Below are 22,021 nucleotides of genomic sequence, written 5' to 3' on the forward strand. Positions count from 1 at the left end.
GGCAATTGGCTGCGAGAGCGAGACGGCTTATGCGAAGATGATTCCCCGGGCTTCGCCGAGGCCGATCCGCGCAAACCCGTCGCGCTTACACCAGCCGCGCAAGATCACCTCGTCCCCATCTTCGAGGAAAAGGCGGCTTTCGCCGTTGGGAAGCTCAATCGGGCTGCGACCCCCACCCGTATGTTCAAGGAGGCTGCCGTGGCCATCGGGGGCCGCGCCTGACACTGTGCCCGATCCGAAAACGTCCCCCGCGCGCAGGTTGCACCCGTTGGAGCTGTGGTGTGCGATCATCTGGGCAACCGTCCAATAAAGGTCGAGGCCCGAGGATCGCGTGAGGACCGCGGGCTCCTCGCCCCGCTCGCGCATCGCCTGCGATGCAAGGGCAACCTCGAGCTGGATGTCAAAGGCCCCAGCGTCCTGGTCAGCGGGATCGAAAAGATAGGGCAGGGGCGCAGGGTCGCCCGCATCGCGGGCGGGCTGCGGCGCGCGGAAAGGAGCCAAGGCCTCCGCGGTGACGATTGCAGGGGAAACGGTGGTGAGGAAGCTCTTGCCGAGAAAGGGGCCAAGCGGCTTGGTTTCCCAGCTCTGGATATCGCGGGCCGACCAGTCGTTGAGCAGGCCGACCCCGACCAGCTTGTCGCCTGCTTCGGCAATAGGGATGGGCTCGCCCAGGGGATTCCCCCCGCTGATCCAGAATGCGAGCTCGAGTTCGAAATCGAGCCTGCGGGACGCGCGCCACTCGGGAGCGGTCGCCCCATGGGCTGCAACCTGGCCGCTCGGACGGCGAACGGGATGGCCCGATGCGACGACCGATGAGCTGCGCCCATGATAGGCAATCGGCACATGTTTGTAATTGGGAAGCAGCGGTTCCTCGGGCCGGAAAAACCGTCCCGCGGTCAGCGCATGATGAATGCCGGCAAAAAAATCGGAGAAATCCGTAACCGTCGCGGGGACAGTGAACTTGACCTCGTCCGAGGCAAACAGCGCCTGTTTCGCGGTCGGGCCGGGATCGCTGGTGAGATAGTCTGAAATCAGCGCGCGCACGCGTGCGCGCCGATGTGAAGGGAGCGCCACGAAGCGATCAAGGTTGCGCGCAGCGAAAACCGGCCGAAGATCCGCGTCGTCATCGCCGAGCGTCGCGCCGAGGCATTCAAGGCCTAGCACAAAATCGCCGATCAGCACCCCGGCGCGAGATCTTCCGGCCGCAATGAAGCTGCACATCGGCAAATTCTGCACGGGAAAATCCTGGTGGCCCATGGCACCTGGAACCCAGCAGCGCAGGCGCTGGTCATGGGTGCGATCGATACGCGGGCCGGGCATTATCTATCCTCTTTCGCTTGGGGGACGCTGGTCTCGCGCGGGTGCCGGTCGAGCCCATGGAGGGCCAGGAATTGCGAGAGGAGATCGGCGACGGCGCCGTTGTTGAGATCGGCAAAGGGCAGATGCGTGTTTCCATGAAGGCCGGCGTCGGGCAGGTGCAGCACTTCAGCGGAGCCGCCGCGCGCGTTGATGAGCTCGGCGAGCCGCTCGGTCTCTCTCGCAAGTGGCCCCCAGGTCGCCGATGCGCGAACATTGTCACCCCATACGAACTGGATCGGGATCCGGGTGAGCTTTGCGAACTCGGCAGAAGAGACAAAGGCTGGCCCATATTTTCCGGCACGGCGGTTCTCGCCGACATCGTCCGGCCAGACGAGGCCGGGCGTTTCATACGCGACGATGCCGACGACCTTGTCGCTTTCGAGCGCGGCGAGCATGGCCCGCAGGCCCCCGGCCGAATTGGTGACCAGCACCGAGGGACCGATCCTGTCGATCGCGGCAGCGGCTGCCTTCGCTTCAAGCCGGGCATTTTCCACCGTGTCGAATTCGTCATAGCGCGCGCGCATGGCCTGATCCCAGGCGTCCGCATCGCGGGTGGGAAACTGGACGCCGTCGAACCAGACCCCGGGGCTCGGCCCGAAGCGCCAAGCCCTGAAGCTGCTTTCGTCCGCGCCTTGCGGCGGCGTATAGCTATAGGCCACGCAGCCGAAATTGGCTCGCCCGACGCGTGGTCCATCCCAGATGTACACCGGAAACTTGCGGCGAAGGAAGATCGATTCAAAGCCTGGTCCCCCGTCCCACCGGCGCTGCCAGGCGGCCGCGCTGGAGCTATGCCATAGGAAGAGCGACGTCTCGCGGCGGCCGAGCGGAATTTGATATTCGACATGGCCATGATCACAGTGCGTGGTCGCGCCCGCAGTCCCGATAACGCTGCCGCCGGCTTCGAAGGAACCCTGCCTGACAAGCGTGATGACATCGTCCGATGGCGGATTGCCTGCCGCTGGCGGCTCCGGCGCCACCGAGCACCCCTGAAGGCATGTCGCAGCGATCAATGCAGCCCAGCCTCTCAAGAACCTCAACTCCTTCCCGTCCGCATGTGCTCGCAAGGTCGTATCATCATTTGCCTAGAAATTGGCGTTGAGCCTTATGCCATAGGTTCGCGGCGCCTGGAGAACGGCGATGACCGCGCCGTTGGCGTTGAATGTCGAGGAAGGCCGCAAATAGGTCGGCGTCGCCGTATTTGTCAGATTCTTAACAAAGGCGCTCACCCGCAGATTTGCGTCGGGCGCTTCCCAAGTCAGCGATGCATCCCAGCGGGTGTTCGCCCGGGCGATCGTATCGGGTAGATAATTGACGTGGGTTTCGCGATTGCTCTCATATTGGGCTCCGACCCGCCCGATCAGCATCGCGCCGTCGCGCAGCTCAATCCCCTGTTCGATTTCGCCGCCAATCGCCCATTTGGGCGACTGAAGGGCGGCAAGACCGCTGCAGTCGACCTCAGTACCCTGCGGGAGCCCGCGCGTCAGCGCACAGGCGGTCGACGCCGGCGGTGGAAAGGGGGTGAAGTAAACGAGGTCCCTATACTCCGCGTCGAGATACTGGATTTGCGCGCTCAGCCGGGTGTGCCTTGCTGCGAGCCAGTCTGCCTCGATTTCGACGCCCTTCGAGACGAGTTTTCCAGCATTTTCCGTCACGAAGATCGACGCGGTGCCGACTTGCTTGGTGTAGGAAATCTGCTGGTCGCGATAGTCCATGTAAAATAGTTCGGCATTCAGCTGGAGGCGATTGTCGAAAAATCGGTTCTTGAGACCCGCGACATAGGCCGTCAGATGCTCAGGATCATAGGTGTCGCCCCCCGGGGGGCCCGAGAAGAAGCCGCCGGCTTTGAAGCCTGTCGATACATTTGCATAGAAGAGCGAGCGGTCGAAAATATCATATTCAATCCCCGCCTTCCAATTCACCGCATTCCACCGGGCGCTTTCATCGACGTCGTATATGGGTGCACCTGGCGGTATGTCGGGGAATATGGGGTCGGGGCCCACCAGATTGGGAATATTGTAGCGCTCGGTGTCCGAAAATTTCTTCTCGGTCGTGTATCGCAGCCCCCCCACGACGCGAAGCCGGTCGGTGACCGCGAAGGTGGCCTGTCCGAACGCTGCCCAGGTGGTGGTACCCGTGTTCGTAAGCTGGTCTCCGAAGGATCGACCGGTTGCGTTTTCTGTCCGGGAACGCGCATCCATTTTCGTCTTGAGATAGTAGCCGCCCAGCACCCAGCTCAGCGGACCCTCGCCGCTCGACGCGAGGCGCGCCTCGATCGACGTCTGCTCGGATTGCTGCTGCTCGTTGATGAGGAAGCCAACCGTGGTGCTTGCATAGTCGACATCGGCCGAGCGGTGCGAGGCAATTACGGTAAAGGTGGCGAAGTCTGCGTCGAAGTCGAGCTGACCTGTAAGCCCCCGATACGCATTGTCGAGATAGGTGTTGCGCGTCTGGGCCGCGTAAGGGGAAAACTCCTCGGACAGATCCGCAAGGCCCGCCCAGGCGCCCCCGGGATAGCAGGGTTTGCCGCCGCAAAGCTTGTAGATGGTCGAGCCTCCACCGCGTCCTCCCTGGTTTGCAAAATCGCCGACAAGCAGAAGCGAGAGATTCTGGGCGGGTTCGAACAGGAGCGAGACGCGCCCTGCGACCATTTCATCGTCGCCCGAGCCGTCGGAGAACCAACCGTTGCGGTTGCTGCTCATGCCCGCCGCGCGCACCGCTACCTTGTCGGAAAGAGGAATATTGACAGCCGCTTGCGCAAAAATGGAATCATGGTTGCCGACTTCGGCGGTCAGGTTCCCGCTCGTCTCGAATGTCGGCTTGCGCGAAATGATGTTGATTGCGCCCGCGGTGGCATTGCGGCCGTAGAGCGTGCCTTGCGGGCCTTTCAGGACCTCGACGCGCTCAATGTCGAACATCATCCCGCGGATGGCAGCCGGCGCGGCAAGGTAGACGCCGTCGATGTTCACCGCGAGCGCGGGATCGGCGAACGCGTTGGCCCCAGTGTTGGACACGCCGCGGACGCTGAACCAGGTGTAGGTGCCGGTGGCCGCCGATATCTCGAGCGAGGGTGTGACGTCGGATAATTGCTGGACGCTGGTGACGCCCTTGTCGATCAGGTCGTCGCCGGTCGCGACCGTGACGGCGAGGGCGGCCTTCTGCAGATCCTCGGATTTTCGCTGCGCCGTAACAACGATGTCTCCCAGCGCTTCATCCTCAGCTGTTGCGGGCGTGTCGGCTGATTGCGCAGCCGCCGGGCTGGCAAGAGCTATAGCGAGCGCGCCTAACGAAAAATGCACAAGGCCTGGGGTCGACATCTGATTTCCTTTAGCGCGGTGGCAAGCACCTCAATCGGGAGGCCGTCCCCTAAGCGCACATCAACAGACAAGTCTGTCCCTCTGGCGAGATACAAGATCGACAATCGCCGCAGCGGGGCGGTGTCCACCAGATCGCTCGGATGCGCAGCGGGCGCCCGGCTGCGCGGAGCCTGGTTCGCGCGTTGCAAATAGGGCGGCCTTGAACACAGCGGCGAGCCCTCCCATATTCGCGTCATCGTCAACAAACGAAAGGAGGTGGTCCAATGTCTCATTGTCCAATGCCGCATACGGCCGACAGGATGAGCATGGCCTCCGTCCGCGGGGTCGGGTTCGCCTGATCGCTCCGCATCGGCCACGACAATGGAAGGGTCGCCCGCGAGGGCGGCCCTTTTGAATTTCTGCCCATTGGCAAGGAAGGAACGGAACCGGGAGCTTTAAAACGCGCTTGCCAGACATGCGAACATGCGACCTTGCCGATTCCTCGCTGATCAGCGGCGCAGCCTATGATGAGGAGGCGCGGCTGCTGTGTCTCCAATTCCGCGAAGCGGGCTGCTATTTCTATTTTGGTGTCCCACGCGCCTTGTTCGATGCGCTTTGCGCTGCTCCATCCCCCGGCACTTATTTCAACGCGCACATCAAGGACCGTTTCCGCTTCGAGCGGGATCCCAGGCGGCGCCGGTTCGGTCCAAAAGCGCGGCGGGGTTGAACGGGGTGCAACCGGCTGGGGGATCGGCGAGTTTCCCCTGACAGCGGGCAAGATGGGAGACCGATATGACCGATAACGGGGATTTCAATCGCGCCGCCACGGCGCCGGTTGAACGGATCGCGCGGGCGCTCGCGGGCCACGCGCTCAGCCGGAATGCTGAAGGCGATCTCGCATCCGCGGGACCGAGCGTTGACGCCCTTTGGCCTGAATATAGCGATGTCGCACTCGCCGTGCTCAAGACCCTTCGCGAGCCGAGCGGAAGGATGCTCGCGGTTGGCGATGCCGAGGTCTGGGACCGCATGATCCACGCGGCAATCGAGGATGAAACCATTTCCGAAGCCTGACACGGAGCTTCTCGCATGCGCCTCATTCGCGACAATAGCCTGACGATCGCCCTGATGCTGCTGTTCGCGGGGAGCATCGCTGGACACTGGATAGCCGGCTGGCATGTCGCGACAGAAGATGCCGTCCGGCATGGGCAGGCAGCGCTGTCGCTTGGTGCCTACACAATAAGTCCCGAATTCCTCTCGAGTGTATTCGAGAATTGGGAGAGCGAGTTCCTCCAGATGTCGGCCTATGTCGTCCTCACTGCAATTCTCGTTCAGCGCGGCTCCTCGGAATCGAAGGACCCCGACGCGCCGCCGCGAGACCGCGACCTTGCAGCGCAGGGGCTTAAACCCGCGGCGCCGGCTGCTCTTCGTGCTGGGCGTCTCGCGCGCGCCCTCTACGCGCGCTCGCTCGGGATCGCGTTGGCGCTCTTGTTCCTCATGTCTTTTGTTCTTCACTGGACGCAAAGCGCAAAAGCGGCCGTCGAAGAGGCCATCGAGCATGGCGAAGTGGCTCCGACGTTGATCGCCCACCTTGGCAGTCCGCAGCTCTGGTTTGAGTCCTTCCAGAACTGGCAAAGCGAATTTCTCTCGACCGCCGTGCTCGTCCTGCTCTCCATATTCCTTCGCCAGCGCGAGTCGCCTGAATCGAAGCCGGTCGCAGCCCCCCACACGCAAACCGGCGAATGAGCGCGCGGCTGATCCCCCACATCAAGGCAAACATCGTCCTCTACGGCGCGCTGCTTGCAAATCTTGGCATCGCGGCCGCAAAATTCGTGGCGGCGGCAATCAGCGGATCCTCGTCGATGATTTCCGAAGGCGTGCACTCGCTTGTCGACAGCGGCAACCAGATATTGCTCCTCTATGGCCAGGCCAAGGCCACGCAGCCGCCCGACGCGAGCCATCCCTTCGGTTATGGCCGCGAGCTTTATTTCTGGGCGTTCGTGGTCGCGATCCTGATCTTCGCAATCGGCTCCGGCGTCTCGCTTTACGAGGGATGGACGCATATCGCCCACCCGGAGCCGCTCCGCGATCCGACGATCAATTATATCGTGCTCGCCATCGCATTCCTCCTTGAAGGCGCATCATGGACGATCGCGGTACGCGCATTCCGGGCGGCGCGGGGCAGGGCGAGCTGGTGGCAGGCCGTGCGGCGATCAAAAGACCCCTCGGGGTTCATCGTGCTCTTCGAGGACAGTGCTGCGCTTGCCGGGCTGATCGTGGCCGCGGCCGGCGTTTATCTGAGCCATGCGACGGGTGATGCGCGAATCGATGGCGCGGCGTCGATCATCATCGGCGTCATCCTCGCGGTCGTCGCAGCGCTCCTCGCGCGCGAAGCCAAGGGTCTCTTGATCGGCGAAAGCGCCGACCCCGAGCTGATCGCGACCATAAGGGAGATTGTCGCGCACTGTCCGGGCATTGTCACCGTCAATCATGTCCGCACCCTCCACAGCGCGCCCGACGAGATCTTCGTCGCGATCAGCGCGGACTTCGACGACACAATCAGCATGGGAGCGGGCGAAACGCTGATCGAGGACATCGAGAGCAAGCTGCGCGAGGCGGTGCCGCAGATCAGCTCGGTCTATGTCCGGCCCGAAAAGGCGGCCGATGCGGTGATCCAGCCAGGCTGGAGCTATTAACGGCGCGCAAGCACGTCATAATGCCGGCCGAAGCCGAAGCGGTCGAAACGGGCAAAGCCTGCGGCGCGAAGGCGCGCTTCGATCGCGCCAGCGTCGGTCCAGCGGCTGTCGACTTCGTAGAAGATGGCGGCCAGTCGGTCACGGTGCCGCGACGCCGAGAGCGCCTCAACAACGATTTCTTCATGGCCCTCCACGTCGATCTTGACGATGAGCGGCTCCTCGCCTTCGAGAAGCGCATCGACCCCGGCGATGCCGAGGATACTGATTTCTTCCCCCGCCGCGGAACGCGGCGCGGTGCCTCGCAGGCTTGCAGTGCCGCTATGCGCCCTGTCGGTTGCAATCGAGGCCATTCCCGAGTGGAGTGAGACCGCTGCGTGGACGGGCCTGATCCGACCGTTGCGCCTGTTGAGGGCGATATTGTCGCAGAGCAGCGCGAAGGTCGCGGCCACGGGCTCGAAGGCGATAGCAGCCACGCACGCCGGGTTTTGTGCAGCGAGCAGGCTGTAGAGACCTTGATTGGCGCCGATGTCGACGAAGACGAAGCGCCCTTCCTGTGCCGCGAGAAAATCCGAAAGGTTGCGGCCATAGGTTGCGGCCTGGCAATATTGGAACGTGCGGTCGTCCCAATTCGCCCGCATTTTCACGCCATAGCGTGACGTCACGACGCCGTCGGTGTCCGCTCGAGGAAGCATGGAGCGCGCCCGAACCCACGTCTTGTGCAGCGTCTTTCGCACAGCGTAGTTGAGGAATGCGGCGACCGCCGAGGGTTGCTGAGGCGCCCCGCCCATGATTAGGCGCGCGCCATGTAGGAAAGGATCGCCTCGGCCGCACGCTCGGATGAAGGCCGCTCATCAAGGTCGAAACTGTAACGAAACATCTCGCTCTGCCGGTCGTACATGGCTGCCGTGAGCCGCGGTGTTTCAGCGAGCGCAGTGTCGAGGTCTTTGACCGTCTCGAGAACGGACCCCGCGCGCCAATGTGCAAAATCGGGGTCGCCCTCCCATCGCAGGCGCCGGGGATTGAGGAAGAAACAGGGGCGCGGTCGCCGGATGAACTCGTAGACCTGGCTACTTGCATCGCCGATATAAATGTCGGCGGCGTTGGTATAGGTCATGTCGAGACAGGCCGGGCTACCCGTGTCGATCAAAATATGGTCATGTTCATAATGGTCGGGGCGCGGGCCGTAGTTCCAGCCGAGCGCAAAAGGCGAAAGCGAGGCTGTCAGGCGCTTCTTGAACAGCATGATATGCGGCGCGAAGATGAGATTGTAGCGGTCCTGCGCCGCGAACCAGTCGAGAAGCTGCGGTCCTATCGCATACCAGGAGGAGAGCGCCGGCGATGGGTGCGGGTTATAGAGGACCGTCGGCCGATCCTTCGGGAAGAGCCGCGGCCCGCCAGTGCGCGGTGGCAGGTCGAATTTCGGATAACCCACGATTGCATAGCCGTCGTCCTTGAGCAGTTCCGCCTGCGCGAGCCGGTCGCGGATTTTCTCCCCCGATAGAAGAACGAGGTCGAACCGGCCGCTCGCCTTGTCGAAGCCGATCGCGCGGTCGCCTGCGCCGTGACGGGTGTGGACGAGTTTGAGCGATTTCAGCCCGAAAAGAGTTTTAAGAAGCAGCGATGTCTTTTCGGGAACCACCAGCGCGTCGAGCGCGCGGAAGCGGTCGAGGTTTCGGTTGAGGGTCGAGACGATGTCGGCAGGAAGGGCGCGGCCCGTTGCCAGGTTCGCTGCACGCGATATTGCAGACGGCGGGCGAAGGCGTATTATTTCGGGGACCGGTCCGTTGCTCTCGGCCGCAAGGCGGCGCACCTCGTCTTCACAGCCTTCGGAGACGAGGATGCTAACGCGCGTATTGCTTCCGCGGGCGAGCAGCGCGAGTGCGACGGGAAGAGCGTGCGCGACCTGGTGTCCGCCGCTGTGGTTGAAGAGGAACCCGATGTGCATGGGAGGTCAGCGCGCGGCACCCCTCCAGTCAAGAATTGACCAGCGGCGCTCGGTCGCGGTCGCGCGGAGCGCGCGCGATGGGTTCACCGCAATTGCCTCGTCCGCAAGTTCGAAGACGGGGAGGTCGGAAATATGATCCGAAAAGAAGCGTATATGCGCCATTTCGCGCGCGATACCTGCGGCGGCGAGAAACGCCTCGATGCGCCCCTTCTTGTCGGCGCCATAGCAATTCGTGCCATCAATGGCGGGCGTCAGGCAGCCACCGCGCCATGTCGAGGCTGTGGCGATCACGTCGGCAACGCCAAGCCGGCGCGCGAGCGCGGCGACATAGAGGTGCGGCGCTGCGCTCGCGATGACGATGCGGCGCCCTGAAGCGCGTTCGCGCTCGATCCGCGCGATGCCCTCGGGGTAAAGGCCGCGCGCGATCAGATCGCGCGCGAAGCGGTCGGCAAGGCGCACGGCGTCGCGCTGCGGCAGCCTCCGCCCGAGCGCGACCCCGTGCATTGCTTCCTTCATCGTCCGACGGGAGATGAGCTTCACCGCATAGAGTAGCGCGACGGGAACCAAGAGCGGCACGAGAAGGAGGCGCCATGGCGCGCGGTGGCGCGCGGCGAACAAGAGGAAGCGGCTGTAGGTCGGCTGGATCGTAAGTGTGCGGTCGAGGTCGAAGATCGACAGGCCCATGGGGCGTGCGGCCGGCTGGGGGGCGGCTTCGACTTTTCGCTGTGGCCGTGCCATCGCATGCTCCTTCGAGACTGCTATGATGACAGCGCGACGTGACGCGGCGATGACGCCTTCATTTGTTTTTCGACATCTTCGCCGAATGGATGGCCCGGCGCGCGTTCTACGATTATCGTGGGACCATGCACATCCTGGTGATCGAGGACGATGCGCGCGTCGCGGAGCATATCGGCAAGGGGCTGAGGTCGGCCGGCCATCTGGTCGATGTCGAGAGCGACGGGCGCGCGGGCTTGCTGCGTGCGGCGACCGAGAGCTATGATCTTATCGTGGTCGACCGGATGCTCCCCAATGTCGACGGGTTGACGATTGTCCAGACAATCCGCGCGACGGGCGATACGACGCCGGTGCTCTTCCTCAGTGCTCTCGCTGAAGTCGACGAGCGCGTCGCGGGGTTGCGGGCGGGCGGCGACGATTATCTGACAAAGCCCTTTGCCATGTCCGAGCTTCTCGCGCGCATCGACGTACTCAGCCGCCGCGGGCCTGCGATCATTGCCGAGACAAGGCTCGGTGTCGGTGATCTCGAAATCGACCTTTTGGGTCAGGTCGTGCGGCGCGGCGGCAGGCCCGTCGACCTCACCGCGCGTGAGTTTCGCATCCTTGCCTATCTCGCGCAAAATGAGGGTCGAGTGGTGACGCGCTCGATGCTGCTGGAGCATGTGTGGGATTATCATTTCGATCCCCAGACCAACATCATCGACCAGCATGTGAGCCGCCTGCGGCAGAAGGTTGACCGCGGCTTTGGCGCGCCGCTCATCCATACGGTGCGCGGTACTGGCTATGTCATGCAGGCTGGCAGGTGAGTGCGCGCGGTTTGGGGCGGCTGCGGCGCAGCCTCACGCTTCGACTTGGCGTCATATATGTCGCCCTATTCCTGACGTCGACCGCGCTCATGTTCGCAGCCGCTTACTGGATGGCGGTCTATCGGCCCTTGCAACGGGAAGCGCAGGCCGTGCGTCGCGAAATGGGGAGCCTTGCCGCGATCGATCGCGCGGGCGGACGCGATGCGCTGATCCGGGCGCTGGTGGAGCGCCAGTCGACGGGCCCGAAGAAGCCGTTTCATGCGCTCATCGCGCCCGATGGGGAACCAATCCTCGCCAATCTGCCGAGTTGGCCGCACGATCCCATTTCCGGCTGGACGCTTCTCGAGGCCGACATTTACCAGGCGGGCCAGGAGCATGATTATGAGGCGCTGGTCGTTGAGAACCGGCTCGACGACGGGGCGCGGCTTGTCGTCGGCCGCGACGTCGAAAGCATCGACGACCGCGATGAACTCTTCACCATTGGATCGGCTTGGCTGATCCTGGTTGCAGCGTGTCTCGCGATCGCTGGTAGCCTCGCGATGAGCGGGGCGGTGGGCCAGCGGATCGACGCGGTGACACGCACAGCGCGCCGGGTCATGTCCGGAAGCCTGACCGAACGTATTCCGCTGCGCGGCACTGGCGACGACTTCGACGAGCTAGCGGCGGCGCTCAACATGATGCTCGGGCGAATCGAAGAGTCGGTCGAATCGGTGCGGCGAGTGTCCGACAATGTCGCGCACGAGCTGCGCACACCGCTCGCGCGCCTTCACGCGGATCTTGATGAGCTGCGCGGCGCCGGGAGCGCTGCGGAGCGCGAGCGCCTGACCGACCAGGCGCTCGCCGAGGCGGAGCGGCTGCAGTCGATCTTCGACGCGCTGCTACGCATCGCGCGGATCGAAAGCGGTCGGCATCTTGCCGGGATGAAGTCGATCGACCTCACGCTACTCCTCGCCGACGCGATCGAATTCCACATGCCCGAGGCGGAGGCGCGCGGGCAGCGCATCGAGAGCGAAGTTGAACCGGGTCTCGTGATCGAGGGCGATCGGAACCTCATTTTTCAGGCGGTCTCGAATCTGCTCGACAATGCGATAAAATATGGGGGTGAGGGCGGCGTCGTGCGTGTCTCGGCGCTCCGGGATAGAAAGGGAGTGCGCATCGCGATCGCTGATCGCGGGCCGGGGATCGCGCCTGAACATCGCGCCCGCGTGACCGAGCGCTTCTTTCGCGTACCCGAAACGGCGGAAGCACCGGGGACCGGCCTTGGTCTCGCACTTGTCAACGCGATCGTCGCGCTCCACCACGGGCAATTGGAAATCGGCGACGCCGCGCCCGGCACGGTGGTGACGCTTGTCCTTGGCGGTGCCTAGCGCCCCTTCTTCCCTGGCCTGGCCTGCGCCAGGCCCGACGGTTCGCCTGCGGTCCGAGCCCAGGGGGCGGGGCCGCTCGCACTACTGGTCGATCACCATCGTTCCTGGATGATGCTTGTCGAGGTGGCGCTTGATGATCTTGAGGTTGCGGCTGTTCGAGCGGAACAGGAAGTCAAATGCATCGCCCACGAGCGGTACAGCGCCGAGCGCCGTATCGACGCCGAGGTTCCCCACCATTCTCCAGATCTTCCATTTCGGCATGCCGAGGTTGCGCGCTTCCCAAATCAGATAGGCGCCCATCAGCGCAGTGATCACGTCGCCGACGATGGGTACCAAGCCGACGATCGCGTCGAGCCCGACCGGGCGGTTGATGCCCGGAATGGTAAAGCTGCGTTCGAGCAGGAACTCAAGCGTTTCGACCCGTTTACGGAGCGCCTCAGGATCGCGCTTGTTCTGGATCAGTGCATCGAAGATCGCATCGGTGTCGGGGGTGGAGGGGGCCATTGGCGTCCTTTTCCAGACGCGCACAAGAGGCGTGCGCGAAACCTAGTTGGGAGCGGCGATCAGGTGATTCAATGGGTGGCGCGCGCGACCGTTTGCGCGAAGTCCCGTGAGCCGCTGCGAGGCGACCGACCAACGCAGCGGGGTCGCGAGCGGGATGAACGGCGTGTAGCGTGCGAGCACCGCCTCTGCCTCGCCGATGAGGCGCGCGCGCTCTGCCGGGTCCGTCGCCGCAACCGCGTCCTCGATCTTGCGCTGCGCTTCGGCATTGCACAGCGTGTCCTTCCGGCACGACAGGCGGCGCAGGCCCCAGACCGCGTCGTCATTGGGCATGGTCATGTCGATCAGCTTGAGGTCGGCTTCGCGATCGATATCGACGCGCTGGGTCGGGACCCCGATGCGCTGGAAATCGGCCGCGATATAGGCAAACAGAATACGCCCGCCGGGCGATTCCGGGATCGCGATCCTGAGCGGCTCGATTGTGCGGCCTCCGCCCTTCCAGGCGTCAACCACACGCTTGGCCTGCGCGAGGCGCGAGGCATCGTCATAGTCAGCCCAGGCCGGAACGAGCGGCGCCGGGCCCCCGTCGCGCGAATAGAGCGCGGGACGAATGGTCACTTGCGGCTGCCACTCGGCGAGTCCGAAAGCATCGATCATCCGACCGCGCCGGACAGCGCGCGACAGCGCTTCGCGATTGGCGTCGGTTGCAAGAAAACCCTCGGCGCGCATGAAGACGAGCCCGAAAAGTCCCGGAACCGGGTCGACAACGAGGCGCGACCGCCCGATGTTCGAGGCAACGAAATAGGGAAGCGATGAAAAGCGGCCACCGAGCACGCCGTCGGCATAGCCGTTCTTGAAACGCGCGAGCGCCCGCGGGGCGGTGACCCCGACGAGTTCGATCGATGCCGCGGGGTCGGCCGCCGCGGCCTCCGCCTCGTCGGGATCCTCCGCAAGCGGATCGGGCACAGGGGTGAGCAGCATCGCGCTACCCTGCTTTTTCGGCCGCATCGGTCCCCACCCCATGCCGCGATTCACGATAGCCATCGAGGGCAGGGCAAGCAGTTCGAGTATGTCGGGCTGGGGAACCGAGAGGCGAATTTCGATCACGCTGTCGGTCATCGCCTTGATTGTCTCGATCTCGGGGAAATCGTCGCGCAGGACATGCTTGCTGCGCGGGCCCAGATAACCGCGCAGGATCGACGCAACGTCCTCGGCGGTCACCTTGTCGCCGTTTGACCATTTGGCCTCGCGGATGCGGAAGATATAGCTCAGCCCGTCGGCGGTGACCGTCCAGCGTTCGGCAAGGCCGACGTCGATCTGGCCTTCGCCGTCATAGCTCACGAGCCCCTGCGATGTCGCCTCGAGGAGGGCGGCATTGGGCGGCGACAATTCGCCGTTCATGGGGTTTGCGGCGGGGTTTAACGGACCAATCGCGGCGATACGGACCGGTCCGCGCTCGCTGAACAGGTCGCAGCTGCTGAGACTGAGCAGGATCAGCGCGGCCGCGATACCTCGCGCCCCTATGCTGCTGACCTTCATGCGTCTGCCACTCCTGCGCCCACTGTTGCCGCTGGTGCGGACGGCGGGACTCGAACCCGCACACCCATATGGATAGCAGATTTTAAGTCTGCTGCGTCTACCGGTTCCGCCACGTCCGCGCACCCATTGTCCGTCAAGCGGATGGACGGGGGGAGGTCAAGCGCTGTTTGCGGGGTTCCCCGCGCCAGAGGGGTCGGGTAGAGCAGGGGCATGCAACCCGTCCTCTCCATCTTCGACCTCGGCAAAACCTACAAGAGCGGTCACAAGGCACTGAGCGGCGTCAGTCTCGACATCGCAAAGGGCGAGATTTTTGCGCTCCTCGGCCCCAACGGCGCTGGCAAGACAACGCTGATCAGTATCGTGTGCGGCATCGTCATGCCGAGCGAGGGCGCGGTGAGCGTTGCCGGGCACGACCATCTTCGCGACTATCGTGCTGCGCGCGCGATGATCGGTCTGGTGCCGCAGGAACTCCACACCGATGCTTTCGAAACGGTTCTGGCGACGGTCAGCTTCTCACGCGGCCTGTTCGGAAAGCCGCGGGACCCGGATTTCATCGAGCGGCTGCTTCGCGACCTCTCGCTGTGGGACAAGCGCGATGCGAAAATCATGGAGTTGTCGGGCGGGATGAAGCGCCGGGTGATGATTGCAAAGGCGCTGAGCCACGAGCCCGAAATCCTCTTCCTCGACGAGCCGACCGCCGGGGTCGACGTCGAGCTACGGCGCGACATGTGGACGATGGTACGCAGCCTTCGCGAGCGCGGCGTCACGATTATCCTGACGACCCATTATATCGAAGAAGCCGAGGAGATGGCCGACCGCGTCGGGGTGATCAGCAAAGGCAGGCTGATCCTCGTCGAGGAGAAGCACGCGCTGATCAAGAAGCTCGGGCGCAAGACGCTGACTCTTAATCTTGCCGAACCAATGGAGGCCGTCCCCGCTGAGCTTGGCGAATGGCGGCTCGAGCTTGCCGGCGAGGGGCACGAGCTCGTCTATGAATTTGACAGCCAGGCCGAGGCGACGGGGGTGCCCTCGCTCCTGCGCCGGATGAGCGATCTGGGTATCGGATTTAAGGATCTCAACACGAAGCAGAGCTCGCTTGAAGATATTTTCGTCGGGCTGGTGCACAATAGCCAAGCGGAGCCGCCGGCATGATTTCGAATTATCGCGGGATCCAGGCAATCTATCAGTTCGAGATGGCGCGCTTTGGCCGCACTTTCTGGACCAGCCTGATCCTGCCGGTCATTACCACTGCTCTCTACTTCGTTGTTTTCGGCTCTGCGATCGGCAGCCGGATGAGCGATGTAAGTACGGTTCCCTATGGCGCATTCATCGTGCCGGGCCTGATGATGCTGACGATGTTTACCGAGAGCATCAACAACGCGTCCTTCGGCATTTACATGCCCAAATGGACGGGCACGATCTACGAGATGCTGTCGGCGCCGATGTCACCGCTTGAACTGCTGATTGCCTATGTCGGCGCAGCTGCGAGCAAATCGGTGATCGTCGGCTCGATCATCTTTGCGACCGCGCATCTGTTCGTCGACGTGGAAGTCGCTCATCCCCTGCTGATGGTGGCGTTCATGATCCTGATGGCGGTGACCTTCTGCCTCTTCGGTTTCATCATCGGTATCTGGGCGCAAAGCTTCGAACAGCTCCAGGTGATCCCGATGCTCGTTGTCTATCCGCTGACCTTCCTCGGCGGCGCTTTCTACTCGCTCGAAATGCTGCCGAAAGCATGGCAGACTGTCACGCTTTTCAACCCCGTCGTCTACCTGATCAGCGGATTTCGCTGGACCTTCTTCGGACAGGGCGATGTCGCAATCGAGGTGAGCATGGGCGCAGTGGCGCTATTCCTCGTCCTTTGCCTCGGCGTGATTTTCTGGATGTTCCGAACGGGGTACCGGCTCAAGAATTGATAGAGGCGGGGCGGTCCTCGCGGCGGGCGTTCGGCGCGCTGCAAAGCCGTCTCGCCCGAAGCGCGGGAGAGCGCTTCGCCGCGCGCCACGATGAAGGAAGAGAAAAGCCGGCCGCTTAGTCGTTAAGCCGCTCGCGCATTTCCTTGCCGGGCTTGAAATAGGGCACATTCTTGGCCTTGACCGCGACGGGCGCGCCCGTGCGGGGATTTCGGCCGGTGCGCGAGTCGCGGCTTCGCGTTGAAAAAGCCCCGAAACCACGCAGTTCCACCCGGCCGCCGGCGGCCAGCTGGTCGACGATGGAATCAAAGAAAACATCGACGATCTTTTCCACCTCTTCGAGGCGCAAATCGCTGTTTTCGTTTGCGATCTTTTGAACCAGTTCAGACCGGATCATGTGCTTCCCCTATTATCACGCCTGTCCCGCCATGGCGGGGATGTCCGGTCGGTGCCGGTTCGGATGCGTGAGACCCCTCCCAACGCGCGCAGAACCTACCATGAAACGGGGCGCGTTCAAAATATATCCGGCAAGGAAAAAGGCCCGTCGAGGGACACTCGACGGGCCTTGTCTTCCGTCTGTCGAAAGGGGGGAAGGTTTAGCCCTTCTTGCCCGCCTTCAGCGCCTCGCCAAGGATGTCGCCGAGCGAGGCACCCGAGTCCGAGGAACCATATTGCGCAACGGCCTGCTTCTCTTCTGCGATCTGCATCGCCTTGACCGAGAAGTTCGGCTTTTTCGAACGATCGAAGCCAGCAACCATTGCATCGAACTTCTGGCCGACCTGATAGCGATCGGGGCGCTGTTCGTCGCGGTCGCGGCCGAGGTCGGCGCGCTTGATGAAACCGGTCGCGCCATCGTCGCCTGCCTGCACTTCGAGACCGTTGTCACGGACTTCAAGGACGGTGACGGTGACGACGTCGTTCTTCTTCAGCGAGCCCGCTGCGGCACCGGCGCCGATCGCGGGAGCACCCTTTTCAAGCTGCTTGATGCCAAGGCTGATGCGTTCCTTCTCGACGTCGACGTCGAGCACGACAACCTGAACCTGCTCGCCCTTGCGGTGGAGGTGCAGCGCTTCTTCGCCCGAGATGCCCCAGGCGATGTCCGACATGTGGACCATGCCGTCGACGTCGCCGGGCAGGCCGACGAACAGGCCGAACTCGGTCGCGTTCTTGACTTCGCCCTCGACGACGCTGCCAACCGGGTGCGCTTCTGCAAAGGCGCCCCAGGGGTTCGACTGCGCCTGCTTGAGGCCAAGCGAAATGCGGCGCTTTTCGCTGTCAACTTCGAGGACGATGACCTCGACTTCCTGGCTGGTCGAAACGATCTTGCCGGGATGGACGTTCTTCTTGACCCACGACATTTCGCTGACGTGGACGAGGCCCTCGATGCCGGGCTCGAGCTCGACGAACGCGCCGTAATCGGTGATGTTCGTGACCGTTCCCTTGAGTTTCGCCCCGACTGGATATTTGGCGGCAACGCCTTCCCAGGGATCGCTCTCGAGCTGCTTCATGCCGAGGCTGATGCGCTGCGTGTCGCGGTTGATGCGGATGATCTGGACGCGGACGGTGTCACCGATGTTGATGACTTCGCTCGGATGGTTGACGCGCTTGTAGCTCATGTCGGTGACATGGAGCAGGCCATCGATGCCGCCGAGGTCGACGAACGCACCATAATCGGTGATGTTCTTGACCGCGCCTTCGATGATCTGACCTTCTTCCAGGTTCTGGATGAGGCCCGAGCGCTGTTCAGCGCGCGTTTCCTCGAGGATGGCGCGGCGCGACACGACGATGTTGCCGCGCCGGCGATCCATCTTGAGGATCTGGAAGGGCTGCGGCAGGTCCATGAGCGGGCCGACGTCGCGAACCGGGCGGATATCGACCTGCGAACCCGGAAGGAAGGCGACGGCGCCGCCGAGATCGACGGTGAAGCCGCCCTTGACGCGGCCGAAGATAACGCCTTCGACACGGGCTTCCTTGTTGAATTCTTCTTCGAGGCGGTCCCAGGCGGCTTCGCGGCGGGCGCGATCGCGGGACAGCATGGTTTCGCCATTGGCGTTTTCGACGCGGTCGACATAAACTTCGACTTCGTCACCGATCTTGAGATCGGCCTTCTGGCCCGGCATGGCGAACTCGCGAAGCGGCACGCGGCCTTCGCTCTTCAGGCCAATGTCGATCACTGCCAGGTCATTTTCGATTCCGGTCACGGTGCCTTTGACAACGCGGCCTTCAAAGCCGCCGTCGGCGCCGCCCAGCGATTCATCGAGCATCGCGGCGAAATCGTCGCGCGTCGGAAAAGCCGTAGAGGCCATATGGGTTTGTCCTTACATCATTGTTCCGGCCAAGCGGTTGGTTCCGCTGGTCTTTTGGCCGATCCGTCCCGTCTGCCGGATGCAAGTCGGGACATCCGCGGGAACGGCGTCGCGGCGGGCGCAGGCAAAGCAAAAGGGGCGCGACAGGTGCGCCCTGTCACGCCCGACGCTCCTTTGGAGCGGCGGCCAAGCTGCGCCGCAACCGGCAAAATCGCCCGTTGGACGCGGCGCATATATGAGGGAACGGCCCGAGAAGCAAGGCGAAAGGACGGGTAAACGCCATCGTAAGACCTGGGCGATAGATCTGCCTCATCGAGGGGGATCTTATGCAAAGGGAATCAGGCGGCCGGTTCGCCGATCAGACGGTCGAGGCACGGTTTCAGGTTGCCGCGCGCACACTGCGGCTGCCCTTCGTGCGTATCTACGGCGTGCTCTTCATGCTCGTCGCGCTCGCCTACACGATCGCGAACCCGATGTTCCTGAACCTTTCTGATACCGCGGCGCTCGCCTTGCTTTTGGGATGCACCTTGCTTCTTGCGGGGGCTTATGTCGGCTCGACCTTCTGGCCCTCCTATATCGAGCAGCCAGCAATTGATTTTGCGGCGCTCCTCGGGATCATGTTCCTTGTTGGACATATCAACCTCGTTCTTTTCGACGAGCTCATCGACATGCACGAGGACATGCATGCCGTTGGCGTCATCAACCGCCTTTCGGTTAGCGCCTTTGCGGCTGTTGCCCTTGCGGGCCGGCCGCGGCTCTTCCTGCTGTGGCTCGCGCTCGACTTCACGGTCTTCCTGGCCACAGTCCTGCCAGTGCAAAGCCATAGCGCCGGGCTGTGGTACGCGCTGCTCAGCTATGGGAGCGGCGCCATGATCATGATCGCGATCAACCTCGCGATTGATCGCTCGAGCCGGGGCGCCTTTGCACTTTCCGAAGCCCTCGAGGCCGAGCGCCGGAAGAATGAGGAGCTGGTCTACAATATGCTGCCACCCGCGGCCGTCGAACGGATCCGCGACGGGCGAATGGTTGCCGATGCCTATGCCGATGCGAGCGTGATTTTCATCGATATGGTGGGCTTCACGAGGCTCGCAAAGCGCGTCTCGCCCGGGCATCTCGTCGAGGTGCTCAACGCCTTCTTCAACCATGCCGATGCCTGCGCGGCAAAGCGCGGGGTCGAAAAGGTCAAGACGATCGGCGACGCCTATCTCGCCATCGCAGGCGGCAATGTAACGAGCGGCAACAGTGCAGACGCCGCCATAGCCTTCGCGCGCGACGTGCTGGCAGGGGTATGCGACCTCCAGGCGGTCGCGGGCACCGACTTGGGTCTGCGCGCTGGCATCCACAGCGGCCCCGTCGTCGGCGGGGTGATCGGGGCGACCCGAATGGCTTATGACTATTGGGGCGAGACCGTAAACATGGCAGCACGGCTCGAAGGAACGGCGCCGGTCAATGGCATCGCGATTTCGGAAAGCACGTGGCTGCGCGCGCGGGATCGCGCCGATTTTGGTCCGCCGCATACCGAGATGCTGAAAGGGGTGGGTGAAACCTGTGTCTATCATGCGCCCGCGGCGCCGGAGCGCGCGCGCCTGCCCGAGTTCAACTGGGTCGCCTGACCTTTTCGCTCACGAAAGCGATTGCCGCTGCGATCGCTTCATCTACCCCCATGTCGCTGTTGTCGAGGAGCAAAGCGTCCTCGGCGCGAAGGAGCGGCGCGTCGGCGCGGCCCGTATCGCGCGCGTCGCGCGCGTGGACATCGGCGAGCACGGCCTCGTAGCTCACCTCGACCCCGCGCTCCAGCATTTCGGCGTGGCGGCGACGCGCGCGCTCTTCGGGCGTTGCCGTGACGAACAGCTTCGCGTCGGCGTGCGGCGCGATAACCGTGCCGATGTCACGTCCGTCGAGCACCGCGCCGCCCGGCTGGTTTGCAAAATCGACCTGGCGCTGAAGCAGCGCGCGGCGCACCTCCGCGTGAACCGACACCCGGCTGGCGAGGCTGCCGGTGCTTTCGTAGCGCAGCGCGGGGTCATCGAGAAGGCTGGCGGGAAAATCGCAGGCCTCTAGCGCGTCGGCGGCATTGTCGGGGTCGCCATGGTTAAGCTGCGTCTGATAGCCGACCGCGCGATAGAGCAGGCCCGTGTCCAGCACCGGCAGCCCGAAATGGGCCGCCAGCGCCCGTGCGATCGTGCCCTTGCCCGAAGCGGTGGGGCCGTCGACAGCGATGATCACGGCTGCAGACCCGCGAGCAAAGCTTCGAAATTGGGAAAACTCGTCGCCACAGGTGCCATGTCGTCGATCTCGACCGGCGCCTTGCTGACGAGGCCCGCAATTGCGAAGCTCATGCAGATGCGGTGGTCGAGGTGGCCTGCGATCAGTGCGCCGCCGGGCAGGGGCTCGCCGCCGCTGCCGTCGATAACGAGGCCGTCCGCGCTTTCTTCGGCGCGGGCGCCTATCGCCTCGAGCCCCGCGGCCATGACCGCGAGCCGGTCGCTTTCCTTGACGCGCAGTTCGTCAAGGCCCGTCGTGACCGTGCGTCCTTGCGCGAGCGCGGCGGCAACAAAAAAGATCGGAAACTCATCGATCATGCTCGGTGCGACTGCGGGGTCGACCTCGATCCCTCTGAGCGCGCTGTGGCGCACGTGGAGGTCTGCAACCGGCTCTCCCCCGACTTCGCGCGCGCCGAGCAGAGCGATGTCACCGCCCATCTGCCGGAGAATGTCGATAAGGCCGGCGCGCGTCGGATTGAGGCCCACATTGAGGATGGTGACGTCCGAACCGGGAACGAGGAGCGCTGCGACGAGGAAGAAGGCGGCCGACGAGGGGTCGCCGGGCACGACAATCGTCTGCGGCTTCAGCTCGGCCTCGCCAAGGATGCGGATATGCCGCGCGCCGTCGCTGTCCGTGTCAACGCTGAGCTCGGCGCCGAAAGCCTGGAGCATGCGCTCGCTATGATCGCGTGTCGGGACCGGCTCGATTACCTCGGTGATCCCGGCTGTATTAAGTGCGGCGAGCAGTACGGCGCTCTTCACCTGCGCCGAGGCCATCGGCAGGCGATAGGCAAGGGGGATGGCGGGCGCGAGCCCGCGGACCATCAGCGGCAGGCGGCCTCCGGGCGAGGCGACTATGTCGGCGCCCATTTGCGAAAGCGGGTCGATGACGCGTCCCATGGGGCGCCCCGAGAGGCTGGCATCGCCCGTAAAGGTCACGGTGATCGGATGGCTCGCAACAAGGCCCATGAGGAGACGGGTCGAGGTGCCGCTGTTCCCCATGTCGAGCGCGCCCGCTGGCTGAAGCAGGCTGCCCACACCGACGCCGGCGATCTCCCAGGCGCCTTCGCCTGTCCGCTCGATCCGCGCGCCCATGGCGCGCATCGCCGCTGCGGTGGCAAGGACGTCATGACCTTCGAGCAGTCCGGTCACGCGGCTCGTGCCCACGGCGAGCGCGGACAGCATCAAGGCGCGGTGCGAGATGCTCTTGTCGCCGGGTATGGTGATCCGGCCGGTGAGCGGCGGGGACGCGCAAAAGCGGCGCGGGCTGGAGAGGGGATCGGTCATGGCGCCGCGCTTT

The 22,021-nt window shown here is 63.7% G+C and carries 21 protein-coding genes and 1 tRNA gene; 9 read left to right on the forward strand and 13 right to left on the reverse strand.

All coding sequences use genetic code 11. The features are described from left to right. Positions 1-27 precede the first annotated feature (27 nt). From fahA to B5X69_RS13800, 3 genes are all read right to left on the reverse strand, one after another. Complete coding sequence (gene fahA, locus B5X69_RS13790) at positions 28-1,320, reverse strand: fumarylacetoacetase (RefSeq protein WP_079639297.1); 1,293 nt, start codon at positions 1,318-1,320, stop codon at positions 28-30. Further along, positions 1,320-2,336: an alpha/beta hydrolase gene (locus B5X69_RS13795; protein WP_245798746.1), complete on the reverse strand. Its 1,017-nt coding sequence runs from the start codon at positions 2,334-2,336 to the stop codon at positions 1,320-1,322. Before B5X69_RS13795 ends, fahA begins: the two co-directional genes overlap by 1 nt. Positions 2,337-2,441: 105 nt before the next feature. Continuing rightward, positions 2,442-4,673 carry a TonB-dependent receptor gene (locus B5X69_RS13800; protein ID WP_079639299.1) on the reverse strand — a complete coding sequence of 744 codons (2,232 nt, stop codon included), beginning with the start codon at positions 4,671-4,673 and terminating at the stop codon, positions 2,442-2,444. Positions 4,674-5,127: 454 nt separating this feature from the next. Here B5X69_RS13800 and B5X69_RS13805 point away from each other — a divergent pair, with 454 nt between their 5' ends. From B5X69_RS13805 to B5X69_RS13820, 4 genes are all read left to right on the forward strand, one after another. Next, the gene (locus B5X69_RS13805; protein WP_139375796.1) at positions 5,128-5,379 is read left to right on the forward strand and encodes a KTSC domain-containing protein; all 252 of its coding nucleotides are present in this window, start codon (positions 5,128-5,130) and stop codon (positions 5,377-5,379) included. Between the two features lie 65 nt (positions 5,380-5,444). Beyond that, positions 5,445-5,723: a hypothetical protein gene (locus tag B5X69_RS13810; protein WP_079639300.1), complete on the forward strand. Its 279-nt coding sequence runs from the start codon at positions 5,445-5,447 to the stop codon at positions 5,721-5,723. A gap of 15 nt (positions 5,724-5,738) precedes the next feature. After that, positions 5,739-6,395 carry a DUF6766 family protein gene (locus B5X69_RS13815; RefSeq protein WP_079639301.1) on the forward strand — a complete coding sequence of 219 codons (657 nt, stop codon included), beginning with the start codon at positions 5,739-5,741 and terminating at the stop codon, positions 6,393-6,395. Beyond that, the gene (locus B5X69_RS13820; RefSeq protein WP_079639302.1) at positions 6,392-7,345 is read left to right on the forward strand and encodes a cation diffusion facilitator family transporter; all 954 of its coding nucleotides are present in this window, start codon (positions 6,392-6,394) and stop codon (positions 7,343-7,345) included. The genes B5X69_RS13815 and B5X69_RS13820 overlap by 4 nt, the downstream gene beginning before the upstream one ends. Here B5X69_RS13820 and B5X69_RS13825 read toward each other — a convergent pair. The 3 genes from B5X69_RS13825 to B5X69_RS13835 all read right to left on the reverse strand — a co-directional run bounded on the left by B5X69_RS13825 (position 7,342) and on the right by B5X69_RS13835 (position 10,028). Next, on the reverse strand, positions 7,342-8,037 hold the full coding sequence (locus B5X69_RS13825) for an FkbM family methyltransferase (RefSeq protein WP_217699125.1): 696 nt from the start codon (positions 8,035-8,037) through the stop codon (positions 7,342-7,344). The genes B5X69_RS13820 and B5X69_RS13825 overlap by 4 nt on opposite strands. Positions 8,038-8,135: 98 nt before the next feature. Beyond that, positions 8,136-9,290: a hypothetical protein gene (locus B5X69_RS13830; protein WP_079639304.1), complete on the reverse strand. Its 1,155-nt coding sequence runs from the start codon at positions 9,288-9,290 to the stop codon at positions 8,136-8,138. A gap of 6 nt (positions 9,291-9,296) precedes the next feature. Continuing rightward, complete coding sequence (locus B5X69_RS13835; RefSeq protein WP_079639305.1) at positions 9,297-10,028, reverse strand: HAD family hydrolase; 732 nt, start codon at positions 10,026-10,028, stop codon at positions 9,297-9,299. 125 nt (positions 10,029-10,153) lie between these two features. Here B5X69_RS13835 and B5X69_RS13840 point away from each other — a divergent pair, with 125 nt between their 5' ends. Both B5X69_RS13840 and B5X69_RS13845 read left to right on the forward strand, forming a co-directional pair. After that, positions 10,154-10,831 carry a response regulator transcription factor gene (locus B5X69_RS13840; RefSeq protein WP_079639341.1) on the forward strand — a complete coding sequence of 226 codons (678 nt, stop codon included), beginning with the start codon at positions 10,154-10,156 and terminating at the stop codon, positions 10,829-10,831. Then, a complete protein-coding gene (locus tag B5X69_RS13845) occupies positions 10,828-12,198 on the forward strand; it encodes a sensor histidine kinase (protein WP_139375797.1) in 1,371 nt (456 codons plus the stop codon). The genes B5X69_RS13840 and B5X69_RS13845 overlap by 4 nt, the downstream gene beginning before the upstream one ends. 81 nt (positions 12,199-12,279) lie before the next feature. Here B5X69_RS13845 and B5X69_RS13850 read toward each other — a convergent pair whose 3' ends face one another. The 3 genes from B5X69_RS13850 to B5X69_RS13860 form a co-directional block, all read right to left on the reverse strand. Further along, on the reverse strand, positions 12,280-12,702 hold the full coding sequence (locus B5X69_RS13850) for a DUF4112 domain-containing protein (RefSeq protein WP_079639307.1): 423 nt from the start codon (positions 12,700-12,702) through the stop codon (positions 12,280-12,282). A 42-nt stretch (positions 12,703-12,744) separates the two neighbouring features. After that, a complete protein-coding gene (locus B5X69_RS13855; protein WP_079639308.1) occupies positions 12,745-14,238 on the reverse strand; it encodes an ABC transporter substrate-binding protein in 1,494 nt (497 codons plus the stop codon). 32 nt (positions 14,239-14,270) lie between these two features. Then, positions 14,271-14,357, reverse strand: a tRNA-Leu gene (locus tag B5X69_RS13860). A 91-nt stretch (positions 14,358-14,448) separates the two neighbouring features. Here B5X69_RS13860 and B5X69_RS13865 point away from each other — a divergent pair. Next, complete coding sequence (locus B5X69_RS13865) at positions 14,449-15,390, forward strand: ABC transporter ATP-binding protein (RefSeq protein ID WP_079639309.1); 942 nt, start codon at positions 14,449-14,451, stop codon at positions 15,388-15,390. Beyond that, complete coding sequence (locus B5X69_RS13870) at positions 15,387-16,154, forward strand: ABC transporter permease (protein WP_079639310.1); 768 nt, start codon at positions 15,387-15,389, stop codon at positions 16,152-16,154. The genes B5X69_RS13865 and B5X69_RS13870 overlap by 4 nt, the downstream gene beginning before the upstream one ends. Positions 16,155-16,269: 115 nt before the next feature. Here B5X69_RS13870 and B5X69_RS13875 read toward each other — a convergent pair whose 3' ends face one another. Beyond that, positions 16,270-16,548, reverse strand: coding sequence for an integration host factor subunit beta (locus tag B5X69_RS13875; RefSeq protein ID WP_053553759.1), 279 nt, complete (start codon positions 16,546-16,548; stop codon positions 16,270-16,272). A 199-nt stretch (positions 16,549-16,747) separates the two neighbouring features. Continuing rightward, positions 16,748-18,457: a 30S ribosomal protein S1 gene (rpsA, locus tag B5X69_RS13880; protein ID WP_079639311.1), complete on the reverse strand. Its 1,710-nt coding sequence runs from the start codon at positions 18,455-18,457 to the stop codon at positions 16,748-16,750. Between the two features lie 326 nt (positions 18,458-18,783). Here rpsA and B5X69_RS13885 point away from each other — a divergent pair, with 326 nt between their 5' ends. Next, positions 18,784-20,070, forward strand: coding sequence for an adenylate/guanylate cyclase domain-containing protein (locus B5X69_RS13885; protein ID WP_079639312.1), 1,287 nt, complete (start codon positions 18,784-18,786; stop codon positions 20,068-20,070). Here the strand turns inward: B5X69_RS13885 and B5X69_RS13890 are convergent. Both B5X69_RS13890 and aroA read right to left on the reverse strand, forming a co-directional pair. Beyond that, complete coding sequence (locus tag B5X69_RS13890; RefSeq protein WP_079639313.1) at positions 20,054-20,683, reverse strand: (d)CMP kinase; 630 nt, start codon at positions 20,681-20,683, stop codon at positions 20,054-20,056. The genes B5X69_RS13885 and B5X69_RS13890 overlap by 17 nt on opposite strands. Continuing rightward, entirely contained in the window at positions 20,680-22,008 is a 1,329-nt protein-coding gene (gene aroA, locus B5X69_RS13895) for a 3-phosphoshikimate 1-carboxyvinyltransferase (RefSeq protein ID WP_079639314.1), read from the reverse strand. Before aroA ends, B5X69_RS13890 begins: the two co-directional genes overlap by 4 nt. Positions 22,009-22,021 lie beyond the last annotated feature (13 nt).

The sequence above is a fragment of the Sphingopyxis flava genome (assembly GCF_900168005.1).
Taxonomy (GTDB): Bacteria; Pseudomonadota; Alphaproteobacteria; order Sphingomonadales; family Sphingomonadaceae; genus Sphingopyxis; species Sphingopyxis flava.

What these genes read in the sequence shown, in the direction of transcription:
- fahA (WP_079639297.1), bottom strand. Translation starts at nt 1,320, where the DNA reads ATGCCCGGCCCGCGTATCGATCGCACCCATGACCAGCGCCTGCGCTGC.
- B5X69_RS13800 (WP_079639299.1), bottom strand. Translation starts at nt 4,673, where the DNA reads ATGTCGACCCCAGGCCTTGTGCATTTTTCGTTAGGCGCGCTCGCTATA.
- B5X69_RS13805 (WP_139375796.1), top strand. Translation starts at nt 5,128, where the DNA reads ATGCGAACATGCGACCTTGCCGATTCCTCGCTGATCAGCGGCGCAGCC.
- B5X69_RS13810 (WP_079639300.1), top strand. Translation starts at nt 5,445, where the DNA reads ATGACCGATAACGGGGATTTCAATCGCGCCGCCACGGCGCCGGTTGAA.
- B5X69_RS13815 (WP_079639301.1), top strand. Translation starts at nt 5,739, where the DNA reads ATGCGCCTCATTCGCGACAATAGCCTGACGATCGCCCTGATGCTGCTG.
- B5X69_RS13820 (WP_079639302.1), top strand. Translation starts at nt 6,392, where the DNA reads ATGAGCGCGCGGCTGATCCCCCACATCAAGGCAAACATCGTCCTCTAC.
- B5X69_RS13825 (WP_217699125.1), bottom strand. Translation starts at nt 8,037, where the DNA reads ATGCTTCCTCGAGCGGACACCGACGGCGTCGTGACGTCACGCTATGGC.
- B5X69_RS13830 (WP_079639304.1), bottom strand. Translation starts at nt 9,290, where the DNA reads ATGCACATCGGGTTCCTCTTCAACCACAGCGGCGGACACCAGGTCGCG.
- B5X69_RS13835 (WP_079639305.1), bottom strand. Translation starts at nt 10,028, where the DNA reads ATGGCACGGCCACAGCGAAAAGTCGAAGCCGCCCCCCAGCCGGCCGCA.
- B5X69_RS13840 (WP_079639341.1), top strand. Translation starts at nt 10,154, where the DNA reads ATGCACATCCTGGTGATCGAGGACGATGCGCGCGTCGCGGAGCATATC.
- B5X69_RS13850 (WP_079639307.1), bottom strand. Translation starts at nt 12,702, where the DNA reads ATGGCCCCCTCCACCCCCGACACCGATGCGATCTTCGATGCACTGATC.
- B5X69_RS13855 (WP_079639308.1), bottom strand. Translation starts at nt 14,238, where the DNA reads ATGAAGGTCAGCAGCATAGGGGCGCGAGGTATCGCGGCCGCGCTGATC.
- B5X69_RS13865 (WP_079639309.1), top strand. Translation starts at nt 14,449, where the DNA reads ATGCAACCCGTCCTCTCCATCTTCGACCTCGGCAAAACCTACAAGAGC.
- B5X69_RS13870 (WP_079639310.1), top strand. Translation starts at nt 15,387, where the DNA reads ATGATTTCGAATTATCGCGGGATCCAGGCAATCTATCAGTTCGAGATG.
- B5X69_RS13875 (WP_053553759.1), bottom strand. Translation starts at nt 16,548, where the DNA reads ATGATCCGGTCTGAACTGGTTCAAAAGATCGCAAACGAAAACAGCGAT.
- rpsA (WP_079639311.1), bottom strand. Translation starts at nt 18,457, where the DNA reads ATGGCCTCTACGGCTTTTCCGACGCGCGACGATTTCGCCGCGATGCTC.
- B5X69_RS13885 (WP_079639312.1), top strand. Translation starts at nt 18,784, where the DNA reads ATGCAAAGGGAATCAGGCGGCCGGTTCGCCGATCAGACGGTCGAGGCA.
- aroA (WP_079639314.1), bottom strand. Translation starts at nt 22,008, where the DNA reads ATGACCGATCCCCTCTCCAGCCCGCGCCGCTTTTGCGCGTCCCCGCCG.